The organism is Rhodococcus daqingensis (genome assembly GCF_042665615.1).
GTDB lineage: Bacteria > Actinomycetota > Actinomycetes > Mycobacteriales > Mycobacteriaceae > Rhodococcus_G > Rhodococcus_G daqingensis.
Window position 1 is genome coordinate 617,227 of the sequence record NZ_JBHTCS010000009.1, and the last position, 20,854, is coordinate 638,080.

20 protein-coding genes are annotated in these 20,854 nt (G+C 69.8%); 10 read left to right on the forward strand and 10 right to left on the reverse strand.

Going from position 1 to position 20,854, the window contains the following annotated elements:
* The first annotated feature begins 186 nt into the window (after positions 1–186).
* Positions 187–1,392, forward strand: a complete 1,206-nt coding sequence (locus ACFQS9_RS07445) for a serine/threonine-protein kinase (RefSeq protein ID WP_378403009.1) — start codon at positions 187–189, stop codon at positions 1,390–1,392.
* Between the two features lie 27 nt (positions 1,393–1,419).
* On the opposite strand, the gene ACFQS9_RS07450 is transcribed toward ACFQS9_RS07445, so the two are convergent.
* Both ACFQS9_RS07450 and ACFQS9_RS07455 read right to left on the reverse strand, forming a co-directional pair.
* Positions 1,420–2,076 carry a response regulator gene (locus ACFQS9_RS07450; protein WP_378403011.1) on the reverse strand — a complete coding sequence of 219 codons (657 nt, stop codon included), beginning with the start codon at positions 2,074–2,076 and terminating at the stop codon, positions 1,420–1,422.
* A complete protein-coding gene (locus ACFQS9_RS07455) occupies positions 2,073–3,440 on the reverse strand; it encodes an ATP-binding protein (RefSeq protein ID WP_378403014.1) in 1,368 nt (455 codons plus the stop codon). Before ACFQS9_RS07455 ends, ACFQS9_RS07450 begins: the two co-directional genes overlap by 4 nt.
* A 144-nt stretch (positions 3,441–3,584) precedes the next feature.
* Here ACFQS9_RS07455 and ACFQS9_RS07460 point away from each other — a divergent pair, with 144 nt between their 5' ends.
* The 4 genes from ACFQS9_RS07460 (at position 3,585) to ACFQS9_RS07475 (ending at position 6,566) form a co-directional block, all read left to right on the forward strand.
* Positions 3,585–4,943, forward strand: a complete 1,359-nt coding sequence (locus ACFQS9_RS07460; RefSeq protein WP_378403016.1) for a PspC domain-containing protein — start codon at positions 3,585–3,587, stop codon at positions 4,941–4,943.
* Positions 4,936–5,151, forward strand: a complete 216-nt coding sequence (locus tag ACFQS9_RS07465; RefSeq protein ID WP_378403018.1) for a hypothetical protein — start codon at positions 4,936–4,938, stop codon at positions 5,149–5,151. The genes ACFQS9_RS07460 and ACFQS9_RS07465 overlap by 8 nt, the downstream gene beginning before the upstream one ends.
* Positions 5,151–6,077 carry an aminoglycoside phosphotransferase family protein gene (locus ACFQS9_RS07470; RefSeq protein ID WP_378403020.1) on the forward strand — a complete coding sequence of 309 codons (927 nt, stop codon included), beginning with the start codon at positions 5,151–5,153 and terminating at the stop codon, positions 6,075–6,077. The genes ACFQS9_RS07465 and ACFQS9_RS07470 overlap by 1 nt, the downstream gene beginning before the upstream one ends.
* An 84-nt stretch (positions 6,078–6,161) precedes the next feature.
* A complete protein-coding gene (locus ACFQS9_RS07475) occupies positions 6,162–6,566 on the forward strand; it encodes a PspC domain-containing protein (protein ID WP_378403022.1) in 405 nt (134 codons plus the stop codon).
* A gap of 58 nt (positions 6,567–6,624) precedes the next feature.
* Here ACFQS9_RS07475 and guaA read toward each other — a convergent pair whose 3' ends face one another.
* From guaA to guaB, 4 genes are all read right to left on the reverse strand, one after another.
* On the reverse strand, positions 6,625–8,211 hold the full coding sequence (guaA, locus tag ACFQS9_RS07480; RefSeq protein ID WP_378403024.1) for a glutamine-hydrolyzing GMP synthase: 1,587 nt from the start codon (positions 8,209–8,211) through the stop codon (positions 6,625–6,627).
* A 122-nt stretch (positions 8,212–8,333) separates the two neighbouring features.
* On the reverse strand, positions 8,334–10,082 hold the full coding sequence (locus ACFQS9_RS07485) for a GMC family oxidoreductase N-terminal domain-containing protein (RefSeq protein WP_378403025.1): 1,749 nt from the start codon (positions 10,080–10,082) through the stop codon (positions 8,334–8,336).
* A 131-nt stretch (positions 10,083–10,213) separates the two neighbouring features.
* Complete coding sequence (locus ACFQS9_RS07490) at positions 10,214–11,353, reverse strand: GuaB3 family IMP dehydrogenase-related protein (protein ID WP_378403028.1); 1,140 nt, start codon at positions 11,351–11,353, stop codon at positions 10,214–10,216.
* A 33-nt stretch (positions 11,354–11,386) separates the two neighbouring features.
* The gene (gene guaB, locus ACFQS9_RS07495; protein ID WP_378403030.1) at positions 11,387–12,910 is read right to left on the reverse strand and encodes an IMP dehydrogenase; all 1,524 of its coding nucleotides are present in this window, start codon (positions 12,908–12,910) and stop codon (positions 11,387–11,389) included.
* Positions 12,911–13,118: 208 nt separating this feature from the next.
* Here guaB and ACFQS9_RS07500 point away from each other — a divergent pair, with 208 nt between their 5' ends.
* Complete coding sequence (locus ACFQS9_RS07500; RefSeq protein ID WP_378403032.1) at positions 13,119–13,523, forward strand: DUF5319 domain-containing protein; 405 nt, start codon at positions 13,119–13,121, stop codon at positions 13,521–13,523.
* A 73-nt stretch (positions 13,524–13,596) separates the two neighbouring features.
* Here ACFQS9_RS07500 and ACFQS9_RS07505 read toward each other — a convergent pair whose 3' ends face one another.
* The 3 genes from ACFQS9_RS07505 to ACFQS9_RS07515 form a co-directional block, all read right to left on the reverse strand.
* Positions 13,597–14,670 (reverse strand): anti-sigma-D factor RsdA, encoded by a 1,074-nt coding sequence (locus ACFQS9_RS07505; RefSeq protein WP_378403034.1) that lies wholly within the window; start codon positions 14,668–14,670, stop codon positions 13,597–13,599.
* Positions 14,663–15,241, reverse strand: coding sequence for a sigma-70 family RNA polymerase sigma factor (locus tag ACFQS9_RS07510; RefSeq protein WP_378403036.1), 579 nt, complete (start codon positions 15,239–15,241; stop codon positions 14,663–14,665). The genes ACFQS9_RS07505 and ACFQS9_RS07510 overlap by 8 nt, the downstream gene beginning before the upstream one ends.
* 88 nt (positions 15,242–15,329) lie before the next feature.
* Positions 15,330–16,127, reverse strand: coding sequence for a hypothetical protein (locus ACFQS9_RS07515; protein WP_378403038.1), 798 nt, complete (start codon positions 16,125–16,127; stop codon positions 15,330–15,332).
* A gap of 485 nt (positions 16,128–16,612) precedes the next feature.
* Here ACFQS9_RS07515 and ACFQS9_RS07520 point away from each other — a divergent pair, with 485 nt between their 5' ends.
* The 4 genes from ACFQS9_RS07520 (at position 16,613) to ACFQS9_RS07535 (ending at position 19,084) form a co-directional block, all read left to right on the forward strand.
* On the forward strand, positions 16,613–16,906 hold the full coding sequence (locus ACFQS9_RS07520; protein WP_378403040.1) for a WhiB family transcriptional regulator: 294 nt from the start codon (positions 16,613–16,615) through the stop codon (positions 16,904–16,906).
* A gap of 120 nt (positions 16,907–17,026) precedes the next feature.
* Positions 17,027–17,662, forward strand: coding sequence for a fasciclin domain-containing protein (locus tag ACFQS9_RS07525; protein WP_378403042.1), 636 nt, complete (start codon positions 17,027–17,029; stop codon positions 17,660–17,662).
* A gap of 31 nt (positions 17,663–17,693) precedes the next feature.
* Complete coding sequence (locus tag ACFQS9_RS07530) at positions 17,694–18,347, forward strand: sigma-70 family RNA polymerase sigma factor (RefSeq protein ID WP_378403044.1); 654 nt, start codon at positions 17,694–17,696, stop codon at positions 18,345–18,347.
* Positions 18,344–19,084, forward strand: coding sequence for an anti-sigma factor (locus ACFQS9_RS07535; protein ID WP_378403046.1), 741 nt, complete (start codon positions 18,344–18,346; stop codon positions 19,082–19,084). Before ACFQS9_RS07530 ends, ACFQS9_RS07535 begins: the two co-directional genes overlap by 4 nt.
* Before the next feature lie 76 nt (positions 19,085–19,160).
* Here ACFQS9_RS07535 and groL read toward each other — a convergent pair whose 3' ends face one another.
* On the reverse strand, positions 19,161–20,780 hold the full coding sequence (groL, locus tag ACFQS9_RS07540; RefSeq protein ID WP_378403048.1) for a chaperonin GroEL: 1,620 nt from the start codon (positions 20,778–20,780) through the stop codon (positions 19,161–19,163).
* Positions 20,781–20,854 lie beyond the last annotated feature (74 nt).

The window sequence follows — 20,854 nt, forward strand, 5'->3', positions numbered from 1 at the left end:
TCTCCCACCTTCATTCCGCCGCCGTCACGGCCGGCCGATCACCCACGGGGAAGACGGGGTTATCGAACACTCATTCGAACGATCTCAGTAAAGACCCTCCCCCCGACATCCGTCAAGACGACGGGAAAGCGCCAGTTCAGCGTCCACCCGAGACGCCCCGTCGCCCCCTCCACTAACCTCACGGATGTGACGGAGCAAGAACAGGCGCAGCGGATCGTCGGACCGGATTACCTGGTGGCGGGCCGCTACCGCCTGCGCTCCAAGCTGGGCAGCGGCGGCATGGGCGCGGTCTGGCTGGCCCAGGACACGCTGCTCCACCGCGAGGTCGCCATCAAGCAGGTCACCTCCACGGCCGGACTGACCGAGGAGGCCGCGCAGGAGATCCGGGCCCGGGCCATGCGCGAGGGCCGGATCGCGGCGAAGCTCTCGCACGACCACGCGATCGCCATGTACGACGTCGCGCTCGAGCACGGCGACCCGTGGCTGGTCATGGAGTACCTGCCCTCGCGCAGCCTGGCCCAGGCACTCAACGTCACCGAGACACTGCCGCCGCTCCAGGTCGCACAGATCGGGGCGCAGGTGGCCGACGCCCTGGTCGACGCGCACACGGCGGGCATCGTGCACCGCGACATCAAACCGGGCAACATCCTCATCGCCGACCGAGGCCGGGCGGCGGGCACCGTGAAGATCAGCGACTTCGGCATCTCCAGGGCCAAGAGCGACGGCGCCCCCACCCAATCGGGCGTGATCACCGGCACCCCGGCCTATTTCGCGCCGGAGGTCGCCCGCGGCGGCGATCCCACCGAGGCCTCGGATGTGTTCTCGCTCGGCGCCACGCTGTACACGGCCACCGAGGGCCAGCCACCGTTCGGGATCGACGAGGACTCCATCGCCCTGCTGCACCGAGTGGCGAGGGCCGAGATCATGCGGCCCGTCAAGAGTGCCGAGATCACCGATGCACTGCTGCACATGCTCGAACCTGACCCAGCCCGCAGGCCCACCATGGCCGAGGCCCGCGACCTGCTCGCCTCGCTCGCGGCCGGCGCGGGCGGCAACGTCGCCTATGTCCTCGGCGCGCCGCTACTGGAGGCCGACGGCACGGTGCCGTTCTGGGCCGCCCGCGGCGCAGGGGGCGGGCCGGGCCGCCGCTCGAACCGGCTGCCCACCAGCACCATCGCCGGCCTGCCCGCGGTGGACCAGAACGTCCCACTCGGCAACGTTCCCCGGCCCGGCCCCCGGGTACCCGGACCGCCGAGCATGGCCGTGAACCCGTCGGGCCCGGCGCCCTCGCGCCGGTCCGTGCCCGCTCCGCCGATGGCGCTCGTGTTGACGCTCATCGCGATCGCCGCGATCGCCGTCGTGGTCCTGACCGTCGCCCTGATCAGCATGTAGCCGAGCCGGTCGACGGAACGCTCCGATTCAGTCGATCTGACGCCGGTGCGCCCAGCGGGTGAGCGCATTCCGGTTGGACTGCTGGGTCTTTCGCAACACGTTGGAGGCGTGGGTCTCGACCGTCTTCACCGAGATCACCAGGTCCTCGGCGATCTCACGGTAGGTATAGCCGCGGGCGAGCAGCCGCAGCACCTCGAGCTCGCGGGGGGTGAGCGAATCCAGTTCGGGGTCGAGCGGCGGTTCCGGGGCGGAGGACCTCCCCGTGAACGAATCGAGCACGAAGCCCGCCAGCCGGGGACCGAACACCGCGTCCCCACCGGCCACCCGACGCACGCCGTCCGCGAGCTCGGTCCCGGAGATGGTCTTGGTGACATAGCCCCGCGCGCCCGCGCGGATCACCGCGATGACGTCCTCGGCCGCATCGGACACGCTGAGAGCCAGGCACACCGGTCCGGATGCGATGCCGTCGAGGACGGCCACGCCGCCACCGTCCGGCATGTGCACGTCCAGCAACACCACGTCCGGAGCCGTGGCGTTGATGCCCGCGATCGCCTCGGCCACGCCACCCGCCTCGCCGACGACCTCGATGTCCGGCTCCGACCCGAGTTCGGCACGCACCCCGGACCGGAACACGGCATGGTCGTCGACGAGGAAGACGCGGTAGGCGGTTCCGGGAGTGGTCACCTGGGCTGCTCCTCGGGTCTGGGCCTGACCTCGGTGTCAGGTTGCATCAGCTGCTGCGACCACTCTAGAACAGCCGCCTCCTCCGCCGACGGCGGTGCGTCGTGGCCCTCCTCCTCGCCCGCTTCGGAGTCGTGGCCATTACCGTTGCGGGGCATCTGAATCCGCACCTCGGTGCCGCGGCCCACCGTGGAACGAACCTCGACCACACCACCACGACGTTCGATCCGGGCCCTGATCGACCTGGCAAGGCCCTGCCGATCCTCCGGCACCGCGTCCACGTCGAATCCGGTACCGCGATCGCGCACAAACACATTCACCTCGTCGGCCTCGGCCTCGGCGAACAGGTCCACGTTCGTCTCACCGGAGTGCTTGGCGGCGTTGACCAGAGCCTCACGGGTGGCACCCAACAGTGCGGTGACGCTCTCCTTCGACAGGCCCGACTCCGCGGCGTCCACGTCGAGCCGCACGTCGCCGACGGTGACCGGCCGGACGGTGATGCCGTGCTGGTCCTCGACCTCACCAGCGATGGTGCGCAGCGCCTCGGCCAGGCTGGCGTGCGCGGCCTCCCCGCCGTCGAACAGCCACTTGCGCAGCTCCCGCTCCTGGCCACGCGCGAGCCGCATGACCTCCTGGGGCCGGTCGGCCTGTTTCTGGATCAGCGCCAGCGTTTGCAGCACCGAATCGTGCAGATGGGAGGCGATCTCCTCGCGCTCCTCGTTCCGGATCCGGGCCGCGCGCTCCTCGCCCAGGTCCCTCCACAACCGCAGCCACAGCGGCACGGTCAGCAATCCGGCACCGACCAGCGTCACCACGACGGCCAGCAGCGACGATCGCAGCGAATCCAGGTCGACACGCGCGATCACCACGACGCCGAGCCCGATCACGATGAGGGTGGCGCCGCCGAGCACCCGCGCCCAGGTCAGCACCGTCGGCCGCTGCGGCAGCCCGAGCGCCGAACGCGGCCCGCCCGAATCGAATTCGCGCCACACCAGCGCTGCACCGACGGCCACCACGATCACCGGGACGATCACCGAGGCCGCGCTGCCGCTGAACAGCCAGGCCAACGCCGCGGACAGCGCCAGCCCGATCACCGCGAGCCCGAGGGCCCGGCGACGCTCGACGGGGCTCGGCCGCTCGGTATCCGAGCCGGTCGGGGTGAAGATCCACAGCAGCCCGTAGGCGACGATGCCCGCGCCCGCCAGCGCGGCGAGGAACACGAACGCCACCCGCACCTTGAGGACGTCGATGCCGAGATGGTCGGCCAGCCCGCCCGCGACACCACCGATCACCCGACCGCCGACACGGCGCTCGAGGCGGGGGTACGGCACCTCGCCAGTCGGGAGGGCACGCGGAACCGGCTGCACAACATCGATGGTGGCACGCCGACCGCCGGGCGCGCATCAGGGTCCGACCCTGAACTGCCCGCGGGCACCCCGACCCGGGCCGCGGCGAAAGATCAGGGTTTGTCCCGATGCGCTGGGCGCCTCCTGCCGACCACCATTGTCGTCATGAGCAATCCGAGCTTCCAGGAACAGCTGCACGAGTTGTGGCGCACCCGACCGGTGCGGTTGCCCAGACAGGGCCCGATCGCAGGCGTCGCCGCCGGCATCGGCCATCGCTATCGCGTGGATCCCGTGCTGATCCGGGTCGCCTTCGCGGTGTCGACCATCTTCGGCGGCATCGGCATCGTTCTCTATCTCGCCTGCTGGCTGTTGCTCCCGCAGGCGGGCGACCAGACGTCCGCGGCGGAATCCCTCGTCGGCCGTGGGCACAGCTCGGAGTCCGGCACCAAGACGGTGGTGCTCGCCGTCGCACTGATCATCGCGCTGAGCACGCTCGGCCCGGTCGGCGTCGGGCTCGGCGGCTCCGGCCTGATCAGCCTCGCGCTGATGCTCGGCGGTCTGTGGCTGCTGTACCAGCGGACGCCGGTGCCCCCGGCGCCGCCCGCGGGCATCTACCCGGCCGCCGGCTACCCCGGCGCGGTGTTCCCGCCGAGCACCTTCCCGGCACCGTCGTTCCCGGCGACCCCGCCGTTCACGGCGACCCCGCCGTTCACGGTCGGCGCGTACACGACCCTCCCGCAGACCTACGAGCCCTCCACACCGACCACCGCCCCCACCCCTGAACCTGCGTCGGCGGCCGAGACGGACGCGGCTCCCGAGGCCGGGAAGGCGACCATGGGCACGACCGACGCCCCCCAGCCCCCGGCCTGGGACCCGCTCGGCGTCGCCCCCTTCGCCTGGGACCTGCCCGAGCCCACCCCCGCGGCGGCGCCCGCGCTCCCGAAACAGCCGAAGTCCCGACTGACCACGACGGTGCTCGGCCTCGCCATCATCGCGGCCGCGGCCACCTGGGCGCTGAGCTCGGCCACCGGATCGGAGTGGCTCTCCCCCGCCCGGATCGGGGCCGTCGCCCTCGCGGTGATCGGCATCGGACTCCTCATCGGGGCCTTCCTGCGCAGGGGCTACGGACTGCTCGTGGTCACCGGGCCGCTGATCGGATTCGTGCTGTTGGCCTCGCTGATCGGTCCGATCGACTGGAACAGCGAGAACATGGGTGACGTTCGATGGGCGCCCACGGCCGCCGACCTCAAACCCGAATACTCGGGCCAGTTCGGGGATTTCACCCTCGACCTCACCGGCCTCGAACTCACCGGGGACAAGACGGTGGACGTGGACCTGAACGCGGGCAGCTTGACAGTTCTGGTCCCCGAGAACATGAACGTCAAGAACAACTGCTCGATGGCGTTCGGGGAGACGAACTGCCTTCCCGAGGGAATCGACGGCGGGGCCGACGGGACCAACGGGCCCGTGCTGACACTCAACATGGACGGAACGTTCGGAGAGATGCGGGTGGATCGTGGCTGAGAACACCGAAACCACAGACAAGGCGGGGCGCCGTCCCTCGGCGCTGCTACTGCTCGCCGGGCTGGCCGCGCTACTGGTCAGCGGGTGGGCCCTGATCGGGCCGGGAAGCTTCGAATCCCTCGGCGACACCCAGTTCCGGTGGATCCTCGTGATCGCCGCGGTGGTGGTCGGGGTGATCCTGGTGCTCGCCCCGGGACGCCGGAAATAGTGCTGACGATCCCCGACTCCTACGGCGCCCGGGTGCGGTCATACGCCCCGGACGCCGAGTCGTGGTTGCGGCGCCTCCCCGGGCTCGTGACGCGCCACCTCGACGAGTGGGGGCTCACCAGGGACGGCACCCAGGTCTGGCACGGCTACGTCGCCATCGTGATCCCGGTCCTGCTCCCCGACCGCACTCCCGCGGTGCTCAAGGTGTCGTACCCGAGCAAAGAATCCGCCAAGGAGTCGGCCGCGCTCGCGCGCTGGGACGGCAATGGTGCCGTTCGGTTGCTGCGTGCGGACCCCGCGGATCAGGTGATACTGCTCGAACGCCTCGATCGGACCCGGTCGCTGATGAACGTGCCCGTCGCGCAGGCGATCCCGATCTGGGGAGCGCTGATGCGCGACCTGTCGGAAGTCACGCCCGGGGACGACTTCGACCTCCTGCCGGACCTGGCCGCGCGCTGGGAGACGGAGCTGCCGGAACTGTGGCGGCGCCTCGGTGGGCCCTGCCCCGAGTGGCTCGTCGAGGAAGCCGTCGCGGTGTGCCGGGAACCGGCGGGCGGGCCGGTCCTCGTCCACACGGACCTGCATTTCGAGAACATCCTCGCGGCCCGCGGCGGCTGGCGGGCCATCGACCCGAAGCCCCTGGCCGCGGTCGGCGAATTCGCGGTCGCGCCGATGTTGTGGAATCGCTTGGCGGACTTGGACGGTCGCGGCGCCGAACTGCGGGCGCGCTGCGAGGACCTGGCCGACTCGGCCGGACTCGACAGGGAGCTGTCGCGACGGTGGTCGCTCGCGCGCGAGGTGGACAACTACCTCGACTACCTGCGCAACGGCGAGACCGCCGACGCGCAGCGTTCACTGTGGGTCGCCACCGCACTGGCCGGCCGCGAGGACCCCGGCGTCGACCCCACCGCGCTTGCCGCACCCTGAGACCGGCACCCCGAGTCCGTCCGTCCGAAGATCGGGGTGCTTCCCGATGGTGCACACCGCGGTCGATCGAGAAGTATTGATCGCATGACCACGAACGAAACCACGATGTCGAAAAGCTCCTTCCTCCAGAACCTTCCGCAGCGCCTGCCCGCAGAGGGCATGATCGCGGGCGTCAGCGTCGGCATCGCGCGCCGTCTGAACGTAAGCACGTCGAGCGTCCGACTGGCGCTGCTGGTCTCGCTGCTGTTCGCCGGCGCGGGCGTCCCCGTCTACCTCGCAGCCTGGCTGCTCATGCGTGAGCCGAACGAGACCAGGTCGATGGGCGAGTCGCTGCTCAGCACGGACGAAGGCGAATCCAGGACCATGCCGATCGTGCTCGCCGCCGCGACCGTCATCACCGCGGTCGGCTGCGCGATGCCGGTGGGCGCGGGCCTGCTGGGCATGGTCGCGTTGGTCGGCGGCTACCTGTACCTGGACGGCCGGAAATGACTGTGCGCGTGGTGCGCCCCGATCGGGGTGCACCACGCGCACAGTGCGGCGGAGCCGCCTACTCCCACTCGATGGTGCCCGGCGGCTTGCTCGTCACGTCCAGCACCACCCGGTTCACCTCGGCCACCTCGTTGGTGATGCGGGTGGAGATCCGCTCGAGCACCTCGTACGGCAGCCGCGTCCAGTCCGCGGTCATGGCGTCCTCGCTGGAGACCGGGCGCAGCACGATCGGGTGGCCGTAGGTGCGGCCGTCGCCCTGCACACCGACACTGCGCACGTCGGCGAGCAGCACCACGGGGCACTGCCAGATCTGACCGTCCAGGCCCGCGGCCGTGAGCTCTTCGCGCGCGATGGAATCCGCCTGCCGCAATGTCTCCAACCGGCCCTGGTCGACCGATCCGACGATGCGGATCGCGAGGCCGGGTCCGGGGAACGGCTGCCGGGCGACGATCTCCTCCGGCAGACCGAGCGCGCGGCCCACCGCACGGACCTCGTCCTTGAACAGCAGCCGCAGCGGCTCGACGAGCTTGAACTGCAGGTCCTCCGGCAGACCACCGACATTGTGGTGGCTCTTGATGTTCGCGGTACCGGTGCCTCCACCGGACTCCACCACGTCCGGGTACAGGGTGCCCTGGACCAGGAAGTCGACAGTCTCACCGTGCGCGGCGCTCTCGCCGAGCACCTCGGACACCGCGCCCTCGAAGCTGCGGATGAACTCGCGGCCGATGATCTTGCGCTTGGTCTCCGGATCGGAGACGCCCTCGAGCTCGCCGAGGAAGGTGTCGACCGCGTCGACGGTGATCAGCTTCGCGCCGGTCGCGGCCACGAAATCCTGCTGGACCTGCTCGCGCTCGCCCGCCCGCAGCAGGCCGTGGTCGACGAACACACAGGTGAGCTTGTCGCCGATCGCGCGCTGGACCAGCGCCGCCGCCACCGCGGAGTCGACACCGCCCGACAACCCGCAGATCGCCTGACCGTCGCCGACCTGCTCGCGGACCTGCTCGATCAGCGACTCGGCGATGTTCGCGGCAGTCCAGCTGGCGGGGATGCCCGCGATCTCGTGCAGGAAGCGACTGAGCACCTGCTGGCCGTGCGGGGAATGCAGCACCTCGGGGTGGTACTGGACGCCCGCGAGGCGCCGGGCGCGGTCCTCGAACGCGGCGACGGGGGCGCCCGCACTGGTCGCGGTCACCTCGAAGCCCTTGGGCGCATCGGTGACCGCGTCGCCGTGGCTCATCCACACCGGCTGGGTGGTGGGCAGGCCCTCGTGCAGCACGCCGCCGTCCACGCTGAGCTGGGTGCGTCCGTACTCGCGGGTCCCGGTGTGGGTGACGGTGCCACCGAGGGCGCCCGCCATGGCCTGGAATCCGTAGCAGATACCGAACACCGGGATGTCGTGGTCGAAGAGCCGGGCGTCCAGCTGCGGTGCGCCGTCCTCGTACACACTCGACGGCCCGCCGGACAGGATCACCGCGAGCGGCTTGCGCTCGACGATCTCCTCGATGGTCGCCGTGTGCGGGACCACCTCCGAGTAGACGTTCGCCTCCCGCACCCGGCGAGCGATCAGCTGCGCGTACTGCGCCCCGAAATCGACGACGAGAACGGGCTGCTGCGCAGCGGGGCCGGAGTGCTGGATATCTGCCACATGGCCAGTCTAATCGGCCCAGCTCCACCGCCCCGCGCACCCCATCACCGCTCGACCCGCCCTCGAAGGACGACAAGCCCCCGACCGCGTGGGTCGGGGGCTTGTCGTGAGTCGAACTGCGTTCAGGCCGCGCCGGTTCCGGTCTTCGCCTGGACCGCGTCCGCGCCGGTGCGGATCTCCACGATCGGCAGCACCAGAGCCGCGGGGGCGCTCGCAGGCACCACCGGGCTGTTGGGCGCGATCGGGTTGATCCGCAAGTAGCCCTCACCCTGCGCCGGACGCATGTCCTGCTCGCCCTTGTTCGGCCACAGCGACGCCGCGCGCTCCGCCTGCGCGCTGATCGTCAGCGACGGATTCACGCCCAGATTCGCCGACACCGACGCCCCGTCGACCACGCTCAGGGTCGGGTAGCCGTACACGCGGTGGTACGGGTCGATGACGCCGTGCTCGCGGTCCGACCCGATCGCGCACCCGCCGAGGAAGTGCGCGGTCAGCGGGATGTTGAAGATCTCGCCCCAGGTACCGCCCGCGACACCGTCGATCTTCTCCGCGATCCGCCGGGTGGCGTCGTTGCCCGCCGGGATCCAGGTCGGGTTCGGCTCGCCGTGGCCCTGCCTGCTCGTCACCTTGCGCCCGAACACACCGCGCTTGGTGTACGTGGTGATCGAGTTGTCCAGGTTCTGCATGACCAGGGCGATGATGGTGCGCTCGCTCCAGTTCTTCACCGTGAGCATGCGAATCATCTGCATCGGGTTCTTCGCGACGACGCCGAGGAACTTCACCCAGCGGGGGGTGGTGCCGCCACCGTCGGTCATCAGCGTCTGCAGCAGACCCATCGCGTTGGAGCCCTTGCCGTAGCGCACCGGCTCGATGTGGGTGTCCGCGGTCGGGTGGAACGAGGAGGTGATGGCGACGCCCTTGGTCAGGTCCATCGCCGGGTCCACCTTCAACTTGCCCGCGCCGACGATCGATTCGGAGTTGGTGCGGGTGAGCTCGCCGAGCTTGTCGGACAGGCGCGACAGCGAGCCGGTGTCCTTCATCTTGTGCATCAGGTGCTGGGTGCCCCAGGTGCCGGCGGCGAGCACGACGTTCTGCGCGGTGTACGTCCGGTGGTTCTTGCGGATCTTGGCGCCGGTGCGCCGGGTCACCACGTCCCAGCTGCCGTCGGAGGCCTCGTGTAGCCCGGTCACCGTGGTCATCGGGATGATCGTGGCCCCGGCCTTCTCGGCGAGGCCGAGGTAGTTCTTCACCAGGGTGTTCTTCGCACCGTGCCGGCAGCCGGTCATGCACTCGCCGCACTCGATACATCCGGTGCGGTCCGGGCCCGCGCCGCCGAAGTAGGGGTCCGGGACGGTCTTGCCCGGCTCGCCGAAGAAGACGCCGACCGGGGTCTGGATGAAGGTGTCGCCGACGCCCATGTCCTCGGCCACCGACTTGATGACCTCGTCCGCGGGGGTCATGTGCGGGTTCTGTACGACACCGAGCATCTTGCGGGCCTGGTCGTAGTACGGGCTCAGCTCGTCGTGCCAGTCCGTGATGTCGCGCCACTGCGGATCCTCGAAGAACGAGGTGGGCGGCTTGTAGAGCGTGTTGGCGTAGTTCAGCGAACCACCGCCGACGCCCGCGCCCGCGAGGATCAGCACGTCGCGCAGCAGGTGCACGCGCTGGATTCCGTAGCAGCCGAGCGCGGGCGCCCAGAGGAACCGCTTGAGGTCCCAGCTGGTCTTCGCGAAGTCGGCATCGGCGTACCGACGACCGGCCTCGAGAATCCCGACCCGATACCCCTTCTCCACCAACCGCAGCGCCGTGACGCTGCCACCGAAGCCGGAGCCGACGATCAGGACATCGAAGTCCGTTGCACGCTTGCCCATCTGGACACCTCCACCATGAACCTGGATTAGTTACTCGTCAGTATGCACCGGATCCCTGTGACCGATGCCACAAGGGTTGCCTAAGTGTAACGACAGGTAGCAGGAACAGGCGGAATGCCGCCGGAGCGATGTCAGGCGCGGACGGTCAGGCCGACCTTCTGGAACTCCTTGAGATCCGAGTAGCCGGACTTCGCCATCGAGCGGCGCAGGCCGCCGACCAGGTTCAGCGAACCGTACGGATCGTCCGACGGTCCGGTCAGGACGCGGTCGAGCGACGGGCGCTCGCCGGCGCCGACCGGCAACAGCGCGCCGCGCGGAACCGACGGATGCGCGGCCGCCGACGGCCAGTACCAGCCGCCGCCCGGGGCCTCCGCCGCGACCGCGAGGGGCGCACCGAGCACCGCGGCGTCCGCGCCACACGCGATGGCCTTCGCCAGGTCACCCGAGGTGCTGATGTCACCGTCGGCGATGACGTGCACGTAGCGTCCACCGGTCTCGTCGAGGTAGTCGCGACGCGCGGCGGCGGCGTCCGCGATGGCCGTGGCCATGTGCACCCCGATACCCAGCACCTCACCGGTGGTCGTCGCGCCCTCGGTGGAGCCGTAGCCGACGATGACGCCCGCGGCGCCGGTGCGCATCAGGTGCAGCGCGGTGCGGTGATCGCTCACGCCGCCGGCGATCACCGGGACGTCGAGCTCGGAGATGAACGTCTTGAGGTTCAGCGGCTCGCTCTCGCCGTGCGCGACGTGCTCTGCGGAGATGATCGTGCCGTGGATGACCAGCAGGTCGATCCCGGCCTTGACCAGCTCCGGGGTCAACGCACGCGCATTCTGCGGGCTGACCCGGACCGCAGTGGTGACACCGGAGTCACGCACCTGCGCGACGGCCGCCGCGAGCAGGTGCGGCTGGATCGGCGCCGCGTGCAGCTCCTGCAGCCGGGCGATGGGCGCGTCCGGGTCGTCGTCCGTCTCGGCGAGGTGGACCAGCTCGGCGAGCTTCGCCTCGACGTCGGCGTGCCGACCCCACAGGCCCTCGCCGTTGATCACGCCGAGTCCGCCGCGCTTGCCGAGCTCGATCGCGAACGAGGGCGAGACCAGGGCGTCGGTCGGGTGCGCGAGCACCGGGATGTCGAAGCGGTACGCATCGAGCTGCCAGGCCGTCGACACCTCCTTGGAGGACCGGGTCCGGCGGGAGGGGACGATGTCGATGTCGTCCAGCTCGTAGGTGCGACGGGCGGTTCTGCCCATGCCGATCTCAACGAGGTCGCGCACGCGCGCCCCTTTCTTCGATTGTGTGAGTGCTAGCTAGCGGGCAGCGTAGTTCGGGGCTTCGACCGTCATGGTGATGTCGTGCGGGTGGCTCTCCTTGAGACCCGCGGCGGTGATCTGCACGAACTGCGCGTTCTGCAGCTCCTCGATCGTGCCGGAGCCGGTGTACCCCATGGCGGCGCGCAGGCCACCGGTGAGCTGGTGGATGACCTGGTTCAGCGGGCCGCGGAACGGCACCCGCCCCTCGATGCCCTCGGGGACGAGCTTGTCCTCGGCGAGCACGTCGTCCTGGAAGTAGCGGTCCTTGGAGTAGGACTTGCCCTGCCCGCGGCTCTGCATCGCGCCGAGCGAACCCATGCCGCGGTAGCTCTTGAACTGCTTGCCGCCGACCAGGATCAGCTCGCCCGGGGACTCGGCCGTGCCCGCGAGGAGCGAACCGAGCATGGCGGTCGAGGCGCCCGCGGCCAGTGCCTTGGCGATGTCGCCGGAGAACTGCAGGCCGCCGTCGGCGATCACCGGCACCCCGAGCGCCTTGGCCGCGGCCGTGGCCTCGAGGATCGCGGTGATCTGCGGGGCGCCGACACCGGCGATGACGCGGGTGGTGCAGATGGAACCGGGGCCGACGCCCACCTTGACCGCGTCCGCGCCCGCCTCGATCAGCGCGAGGGCGCCCGCGCGGGTCGCCACGTTGCCGCCGATGAGCTGAACCCGGTCGCCGATCTCGCTCTTGAGCTTGGCGATCATGCCGAGCACGCCATTGGAGTGACCGTGCGCGCTGTCGACGATGAGGACGTCGGCACCCGCGTCGGTCAGCGACATCGCGCGAACCCAGGCGTCGTCGCCGACACCGACAGCGGCGCCGACGAGCAGGCGGCCGTCCCGGTCCTTGGTGGCGTCGGGGTGCTGCTCGGTCTTGACGAAGTCCTTGACCGTGATCAGGCCGGTCAGCTTGCCCTGACCGTCGACGATCGGCAGCTTCTCGATCTTGTGCCTGCGCAGCAGTCCGAGCGCGGCCTCGGCGGTGACGCCCTCGCGCGCGGTGATCAGCGGGGCCTTGGTCATGACCTCGGCGACCGCGCGGTTCTGGTCGACCTCGAAGCGCATGTCGCGGTTGGTGATGATGCCGACGAGCTGACCCTGCTCGTCGGTCACGGGGAGCCCGGAGATGCGGAACCGGGCGCACTTCGCGTCGACGTCAGCGAGCGTGTCGGACGGCTTGCAGGTGACCGGGTCGGTGACCATGCCCGCCTCGGAGCGCTTGACCGTCTCGACCTGACCGGCCTGCGCATCCGCCGAGAGGTTCCGGTGCAGGACGCCCATGCCGCCTGCGCGCGCCATCGCGATGGCCATGCGGGCCTCGGTGACGGTGTCCATCGCCGAACTGACCAGCGGCACCCGCAGGCGAATGTCGCGGGTGAGCTGGCTGGAGGTGTCGACCTGACCCGGGATCACGTCCGACGCGGCGGGCAGCAGCAGCACGTCGTCGAAGGTGAGGCCCAGCATCGCAACCTTGTCGGGGTCGTCACCGCCGGTACGCACGTGCCCTCCGGAAATACTCATGCGGCTCGGGACCTTTCCTGGAACTGTGTTGCGGCACACCTGGTTGGGGGCATCGATCCCCCGCGGCGCGGATACGTCGTCAATGCTCGGGAAGGGGCGAACTATTCCCTTGACCCGGCCACCATGGTATCGGCTGGACACGGGTGCGAGCGAACGCGGTGAGTGTGACGGCTGGCGCAGACCCGCATGCGCTGCGTACCGTGGACCTGTGCGTGATCAATTGCCCCCCGGTCTGCCGCCGGATCCGTTCGCCGGTGACCCCTCCGATCCGTCGGCCGCGCTGGACGCGCTCGAGCCGGGTCAGCCCCTGGACCCCCATGAGCGACTCGCCGTGGAAGAGGACCTCGCGGACCTCGCCGTCTACGAGGCCCTGCTGGGCCATCGTGGCATCCGCGGGCTCGTCGTCTGCTGTGACGATTGCCAGCAGGATCACTACCACGACTGGGACATGCTGCGCGCCAACCTGCTGCAGCTGCTCGTGGACGGCACCGTACGCCCACACGAGCCCGCCTACGACCCCGTGCCCGAGGCCTACGTCACGTGGGACTACTGCCGCGGCTACGCGGACGCGTCGATGAACGAGGCGCTGCACGGCGACACCTTCGACGCCTGATCCGCCGCTGACACAACGAAACGGCCCGACAAGGAATTCACCTTGTCGGGCCGTTTCGTTGTGCGTACTCGGCTCAGCCGGGGATCTCGTTCGTGGTCAGGTCGCGCGGCGGGGGCGTGTCCTCCGGGGTCGGCTCGCTCCACGTCGTGGTCGGCACGGGCGGAGCGGTCGTGATCACCGGCGGGATCGTCGTGTCGACCGGCGGGATCGTCGTGTCGACCGGCGGGATCGTGATCGGCGGGATCGTGATCGGCGGAATCACCGTGATCGGCGGGACGGTCGGCAGGCTCGGGAAGGTCGGCACGGTGGTGGGCAGCACCGGCACGGTCGCCGTCGACCCGGGCACTGTCACACCGGGCACAGGCGGTAGTCCGGGGATCGTCCCGGGAATCGTCCCGGGCTCCGAAGGCGGCGTGGTGGTCGTCGTCGTGGGAGGCGTGGTCTTGACCACGTCGGCCATCAGCCGCTCGTGCCACGCCGTCAGCTCGTCACGCTTGGCCGACTCGCTCACGTCGCCGGCTCGCTTGCGCGCGGACTCCAGCACGGCCAGCGCGGCCTGCGGGTCACCCGCCTGGATGAGGCGCTCGGCCTCCTCCAGGTTGTTGGTGGTGTCGATGCCCGCGACGGTCGAGTTGGCGCGCTCGGTGAACACGACCTCCTTGACCTTCCACAGCGGGTCGCCGGGTACGGCGTTGTAGGAGAAGACCGTCAGCCCGGCCATCACGACGGCGACGGCGGCGGCCGCACCCGCGATCGGCCGGAGCAGCCGTAGGCCCGAGCGGCGGGGGGCGGCGATCGTCGCCAGTTCCCTGTCCACCGCGGCGGCCACCTGGTCGAGATTCGGCTCGGCAGGCATGGCGGGGGCCAGGATCTCGGCGCGCCATGCGGTCAGCAGGGTCGCGAGCTCGAACTCCTCGGGGCTGTTCGTCGCGACCGGGCCGTCACCGGCGATCGCGTCGATCAGTGCGTCGTCGCGCGCGATGGCGGCGAAGTCGACTGCCGTCGCATCGGCGGCCGAGGCGTCCTGGTCGCCGAGCGACGAGGCGTCGGTGTCACCGAGGGACGATGCGTCCGGGGTGAGGTCGGCACCGGACGTGTCCTGCCGCGTTCCCTCGTGGTCCCCACCACGCTTGCTGCCCCTAGCCATACATCTCACCCGCTTTCGCAACTTCGTTCTTCAACTTCGCGAGCGCCCTGTGCTGGGCGACCCGTACTGCTCCGGCCGTGCTTCCCACGGCAGCTGCCGTCTCCTCCGCCGACAGGCCGACCACCAACCGCAAGACGAGGATCTCCCGATGCTTCTCCGGGAGGGTTCCCAGCAATGCGTTCATCTGCCGGGTGGTCTCCGAATCCAACGCGAGCTTCTCGGGTCCCTCCTCGGTGGAGATGACATCTGGTACCTCGGCCATCGACTCGGCTTTGTTACGCCCGGCGTTCCGATGGGCATCGGCCACCTTGTGCGCAGCGATGCCGTACACGAATGCCATGAAGGGGCGGCCCTGATCCTGATACCGCGGCAACGCGGTCATCACTGCCAGGCACACCTCCTGCGCCACGTCGTCCGCGGACAGTTGTCCCCTTTCCGCGGCTCCGACCCGTGATCGGCAGTAACGCACAACCAAGGGTCGAACACTCTCGAGCACTTGAGACAAGGCAACTCGATCGCCCTGCGCTGCCGCAGCGACGGCTGAGTCCAACTCCTCGCTCGTATTAGTCATCGTCAGAGTGATTCCTGGCGTTACAGTGGCGCCCGCTCCAGAGCGCTCCCACCTGGTGGTGGAACGTTTGAAGGATAGCGACAGACCCTCACATATCCCTGAATCGGCCACCGCGGTCGGAGATTCGCCGTCGGGACTCGTCCCGGATCGCCGCCGCACCCGCACTCGGACGGACTCCGTTGACGAGCATCGCCGCCGCCCACCGCAGGGGCCACAGCCCGTGCTCGGCACATCGGTCCAACACCTGTTCGCCCAGATCAACCGCGGCGGAGGGATCCGGGCCCGCACTGTGGGCGGCCGCAAGCAGCAGATCCGACTTCACCTGGTGGCGCACCGAGTCGGTGCCCCGGGCGAGTTCGACGGCCGCGCTCGCATGCCGGTGCGCCGTCTCGGCGTTTCCCGACGCCAACGCGATCTCGGCGCTCACCCAGTTCAGGCGCACGCGCTGACGCCACATCTCGGGTCCGTTCCCGACGAGCGGCGCACACCGAGCGAGCAGGGCGGTGCCGAGCGCGAGCCGACCGCAGCCGAGCGCATCCGCGGCCAGGCCGGTGAGCGCGTCGCATCGGGCCGCGACCTCCACGGACCACCCGTCCCGACCCTCCTGGCCGCCGAGCACCGCGAGTGCGCGCCCGTCGACACCTGCCGCCAGTCGATGCCACCCGAGTTGCCGGAGCAATGACGCCTCCGTGCTCAGCGCGAGCGAGGCGATGCCCCGACTCGGTCGCCCGCGTCCGATGACCGAGAGTTCGGTCCGGGCCGCCGCGTAGCGACCCTGTCCTCCGAGCGCCACCGCCCGGAGCCAGCGCTGATGGTCGTCGGCGGCGGCCGGCAGCGGGGCCAACCCGGGCTCGTCGCCGAATGCGGCGTTGATCAGTGTCCCCACCAGGCCAAGAGTAGGGCCGGCCCCGGCGCGCCCGGGCGGCGCACCCACCCTCGCCCGAATACCCATTCGCATCGCGTTTGTCGAGAGTTACGGACGCGCCAACGTATTTCAAGGTTGAATCAAGATTCAATCAGGCAGCTGATTCGGCGTCTGGTTTGTGGCAATTGTGTTAATCAAGAATCTCAGCGCCGGTCCGCCCGCTGACAGGTGCCACGCCACACCCTCCCACCGGGTCAAAGGCACAAAAGCACTCGTCAGCACCCATTACGGGACACCGAGACCGAGTCGGGAGTCCGTCGCCGCGACAGCCGATCACGGCTACATGTCCTTGTCTATGAACAGAACGTTAAATTCTCGTGCGAACACTATGGAAATCCCCACTTGAAGAACTATTGACTGGTTTTCCGCAATGCCTCTACCGTTGCCGAGACGAATTGATTGCAGACCTGGACGCACTTCAGGTGTATGGATCGACAGGAGATGGCATGCCTCAGCCGAATCACCTCCCCGGACCGAATGCTGATATCTGGGACTGGCAGATGCACGGCCTGTGCCGCGGAGTGGACTCCGCGATGTTCTTCCATCCGGATGGCGAGAGGGGCCGGGCCCGCACCCAGCGTGAGACGCGCGCCAAGGAGATGTGCCGCCAGTGCCCGGTGCTCGCGCAGTGCCGCAGCCACGCACTCAGCGTGAGCGAACCGTATGGAATCTGGGGCGGCATGTCCGAGACCGAACGGGAGATGCACGCCCGTAGGGGCCGCCAGCGCATCGCCGTGTAGGGCTTCCACCGGTCGCCACGGCCCTGAGGGGCGCGCCGAATCGGCGACCAATCCACCGCACCACTCGCACCGAATGCCTTCCCGACAGCACTCGCACGTTCATCTCGGGAAGGCAATCCCATGAGCATCAGCACCGCCCGCACGTTCGCCATCGCCCTCACCACATCGGTCGCCCTGGTCGGGCTCTCGGCGTGTTCCTCCGACAGCGATGACTCCGCTCCCGCCGCCGGCGACTCCATGTCGGCTGAGATGGCCGCCGATCCCGCTGCGGATCTGGTCGGACCCGGCTGCGCCGACTACGCCGAGGCCGTGCCGGAGGGCGGCGGGTCGATCTCGGGCATGGCCCAGGATCCGGTGGCCGTCGCCGCCTCCAACAATCCGCTCCTCACCACCCTGGTGTCGGCGGTCTCCGGACAGCTCAACCCGGACGTGAACCTCGTCGACACCCTCAACGGCGGACAGTTCACCGTGTTCGCTCCCGTCGACGAGGCGTTCGGCAAGGTGGATCCGGCGACCATCGACACCCTGAAGACCGACGACGCGCTGCTGACCAAGGTCCTCACCTACCACGTGGTGCCCGGCCAGATCCCACCGAGCGAGATCGCCGGCCAGCACCCGACGGTCGAGGGCGCCGCCGTGACCGTGACCGGATCGGGGGACGCGCTCAAGGTCAACGACGCGAACGTCGTCTGCGGCGGCGTGAGCACCGCGAACGCCACCGTCTACCTCATCGATTCGGTGCTCATGCCGCAGTAACGTGATTGTCGATGAAGGGAATCGGACAGTCGTGACGGGCCCGGGGTCCACGGGTTCCGGCGCTGCGCCCGATCACGGCTCCGGCGAGGCGGCCTGCCCGACCGACATCGGGCCGGCCGTCACCGAGCGCGAGACCGAGGCGGCCGAGCTGGCCGCCCTGCTCGCACGCGCGGCCGACGGGGACACCGGCTCTTTCGCCGAGCTGTACGACCGGACGTGCGCCCGCGTCTACGGGATGGTCCTGCGGGTCCTGCGCGACCCCGGTTTCGCCGAGGAGACCACCCAGGAGGTCTACCTGCAACTCTGGCGGACCGCAGACGCCTTCGACGCGACCAGGGGCTCCGCGGTCTCCTGGCTGATGACCCTCGCACACCGCAGGGCCGTCGACCGGGTCAGGTCGGAACAGTCGCACTCGAATCGCGAGGTGGTCTACGAGTCACGCAACCGTGGCAGCGAATTCGACCAGGTAGCCGAGGAGGTCTCCGGGCGCCTCGACCGGCAGGCCGTGATCGACTGCCTCGGTTCCCTCACCCCGGTGCAGCGGGAGTCGGTCTCACTCGCCTATTACGGCGGGCGCACCTACCGCGAGGTGGCCACGCAGCTCGGGGTGGCGCTACCGACGATCAAGACCCGTATCCGGGACGGACTGGTTCGACTCAGAGGATGCCTGGGGGTGGAGTGGTGAACGACGACCAGATCGACCTGGCTCACGCCTACGCCCTCGATGCCCTCGACGCGGATCAACGTCGTTCGGTCGAGCGACTGCTGGCCTCCTCCGACGACGCGCTGCGCGCCGATTTCGAGAAGTTGGTGCGCCAGGCGAGGGAGACCATGGCGGCGACCGCCGCCGCGACCTCGACCCCGCCGCCCGCGCACCTGCGGGAACGCCTCCTGATGCAGATCGCGAAGGAACCCCGCACCTTCCCGTCCCGGGAGGCTGCGCCGGTCGTGCTCGCCGATCGGCGTCGCGGCGTCACCCGGTGGCGGCTGGTGGGCGCCGCGGCGGCCGCCGCCGCGTTGCTCGCAGGCGGGGTGGTCATCGGAGCGCAGCTACGCGAGACGACTCCGCCGCAGCCGGTGGCCGCCCAGGTGATGAGCGCCCCGGACGTCCGGACCTCGTCGACCGCCGTGCCGGGCGGCGGATCGGCGACGGCCGTCTACTCCAGGTCGACCGACGCCGCGGTGCTGATGATGAACGACGTCACCCCGCCCGCGGCGGATTCGGTCTACCAGATGTGGCTGATCGCGGGCACCGGCGCTCCGGTCTCGGCCGGCACGATGTCGCCGGACCAGGTGGCACCGTCGACCGTGGCGGTGCTCGACGATCTCGACGGCGCATCGCTGCTCGCCTTCACGGTGGAACCGTCCGGCGGTTCGGAGCGGCCAACCACCGACGTGTTCGCCTCGCTGCCCCTGCGCTAGAGAAGCCGACAGGCCCCGGACGGAATCGGATCCGTCCGGGGCCTGTCGCTGTGCCACCCGGGGGGCGACGGTGGAACTAGTGGCTGTGGCCGTGGCCGTGATCCGCGTCGGCGGTGTCCTCGACCGGCTTCTCCACCACGGCGCTCTCGGTGGTGAGCACCATGCGGGCGACCGACGCCGCGTTGACCACCGCGGAGCGGGTCACCTTGACGGGGTCGACCACGCCGTCGGCGAGCAGGTCGCCGTAGGTGAGGGTGGCAGCGTTGAAGCCGTGTCCCTTGGGCGCCTCGCCGACCGTGTTGACCACGACGGAGCCTTCGACACCGGCGTTGGTGGCGATCCAGAACAGCGGGGCCGACAGCGCCGCGCGCACGACCTCGACGCCGGTCGCCTCGTCGCCGGAGAGCGACGCGGCCAGCGCGCCGAGGGTCTGGCCCGCCTGCACCAGCGCGGAGCCGCCGCCGGGCACGATGCCCTCCTCGACCGCGGCCTTGGCCGCGTGAACCGCATCCTCGACGCGGAACTTGCGCTCCTTGAGCTCGGTCTCGGTGGCAGCGCCGACCTTGATCACGGCGACGCCGCCGGACAGCTTGGCGAGGCGCTCCTCGAGCTTCTCGCGGTCCCAGTCGGAGTCGCTGTTCTCGATCTCACGACGCAGCTGCGCGACCCGGGCCTCGATGTCCGCCTCGGTGCCCGCGCCGTCGACGATGGTCGTCTCGTCCTTGGTGACGACGACCCGACGGGCGCTGCCGAGCAGCTCCAGTCCGGCCTCCTTGAGGGTCAGGCCCACATCGGAGTTGATGACCGTGCCCGCGGTGACGACAGCGAGGTCGTCGAGGAACGCCTTGCGCCGGTCACCGAAGAACGGTGCCTTCACCGCGACGGCCTTGATCGTCTTGCGGATGGAGTTCACCACCAGGGTGGAGAGCACCTCGCCCTCGACGTCCTCGGCGATGATCAGCAGCGGCTTGCCCGCCTCGGCGACCTTCTCGAGCAGCGGCAGGAAGTCGGGCAGCGAGCTGATCTTCTCGCGGAAGAGCAGGATCAGCGCGTCGTCGAAGATCGCCTGCTGCGCATCGACGTCGGTGACGAAGTACGGCGAGAGGTAGCCCTTGTCGAACTGCACGCCCTCGGTGACCACGAGCTCGGTCTGCAGCGTCGAGGACTCCTCGACGGTGACGACGCCGTCGACACCGACCCGGGTCATCGCCTCGCCGACCAGCTCGCCGATCTCCTCGTCGCGCGAGGAGACGGTGGCCACCTGAGCGATCGCGGACTTGCCCTCGACGGGGGTCGCGGCGGCGATGAGTGCCTCCGACACCGCGTCCGCGGCCTGGCCGATGCCCACGCCGAGCGAGATCGGGTTGGCACCCGCCGCGACGTTCTTCATGCCGCCGCGAATGAGCGCCTGTGCGAGCACGGTCGCGGTGGTGGTGCCGTCGCCCGCGACGTCGTTGGTCTTGGTGGCGACGCTCTTGACGAGCTGTGCGCCGAGGTTCTCGAACGGGTTCTCGAGCTCGATCTCACGGGCGATGCTGACGCCGTCGTTGGTGACCGTCGGGCCGCCGAACGCCTTGGCGAGCACGACGTGCCGTCCGCGGGGGCCGAGGGTGACCTTGACCGCGTCCGCCAACGTGTCGACACCGCGCTCGAGAGCCCGGCGCGCGGTCTCGTTGAACTGGATTTCCTTGGGCATATTGCTCAGCTACTCCTGGATTGGGAGGGTCCGCAACGCGATCCGCCCCGGGTCCGATGGACGGGACGCCGGGG

Bases quoted from the DNA above. Each gene is read 5' to 3' on its own strand.
- ACFQS9_RS07460 (WP_378403016.1), top strand. From the start codon at position 3,585: ATGAGCAATCCGAGCTTCCAGGAACAGCTGCACGAGTTGTGGCGCACC.
- ACFQS9_RS07475 (WP_378403022.1), top strand. From the start codon at position 6,162: ATGACCACGAACGAAACCACGATGTCGAAAAGCTCCTTCCTCCAGAAC.
- ACFQS9_RS07485 (WP_378403025.1), bottom strand. From the start codon at position 10,082: ATGGGCAAGCGTGCAACGGACTTCGATGTCCTGATCGTCGGCTCCGGC.
- guaB (WP_378403030.1), bottom strand. From the start codon at position 12,910: ATGAGTATTTCCGGAGGGCACGTGCGTACCGGCGGTGACGACCCCGAC.
- ACFQS9_RS07505 (WP_378403034.1), bottom strand. From the start codon at position 14,670: ATGGCTAGGGGCAGCAAGCGTGGTGGGGACCACGAGGGAACGCGGCAG.
- ACFQS9_RS07510 (WP_378403036.1), bottom strand. From the start codon at position 15,241: ATGACTAATACGAGCGAGGAGTTGGACTCAGCCGTCGCTGCGGCAGCG.
- ACFQS9_RS07520 (WP_378403040.1), top strand. From the start codon at position 16,613: ATGCCTCAGCCGAATCACCTCCCCGGACCGAATGCTGATATCTGGGAC.
- ACFQS9_RS07525 (WP_378403042.1), top strand. From the start codon at position 17,027: ATGAGCATCAGCACCGCCCGCACGTTCGCCATCGCCCTCACCACATCG.
- groL (WP_378403048.1), bottom strand. From the start codon at position 20,780: ATGCCCAAGGAAATCCAGTTCAACGAGACCGCGCGCCGGGCTCTCGAG.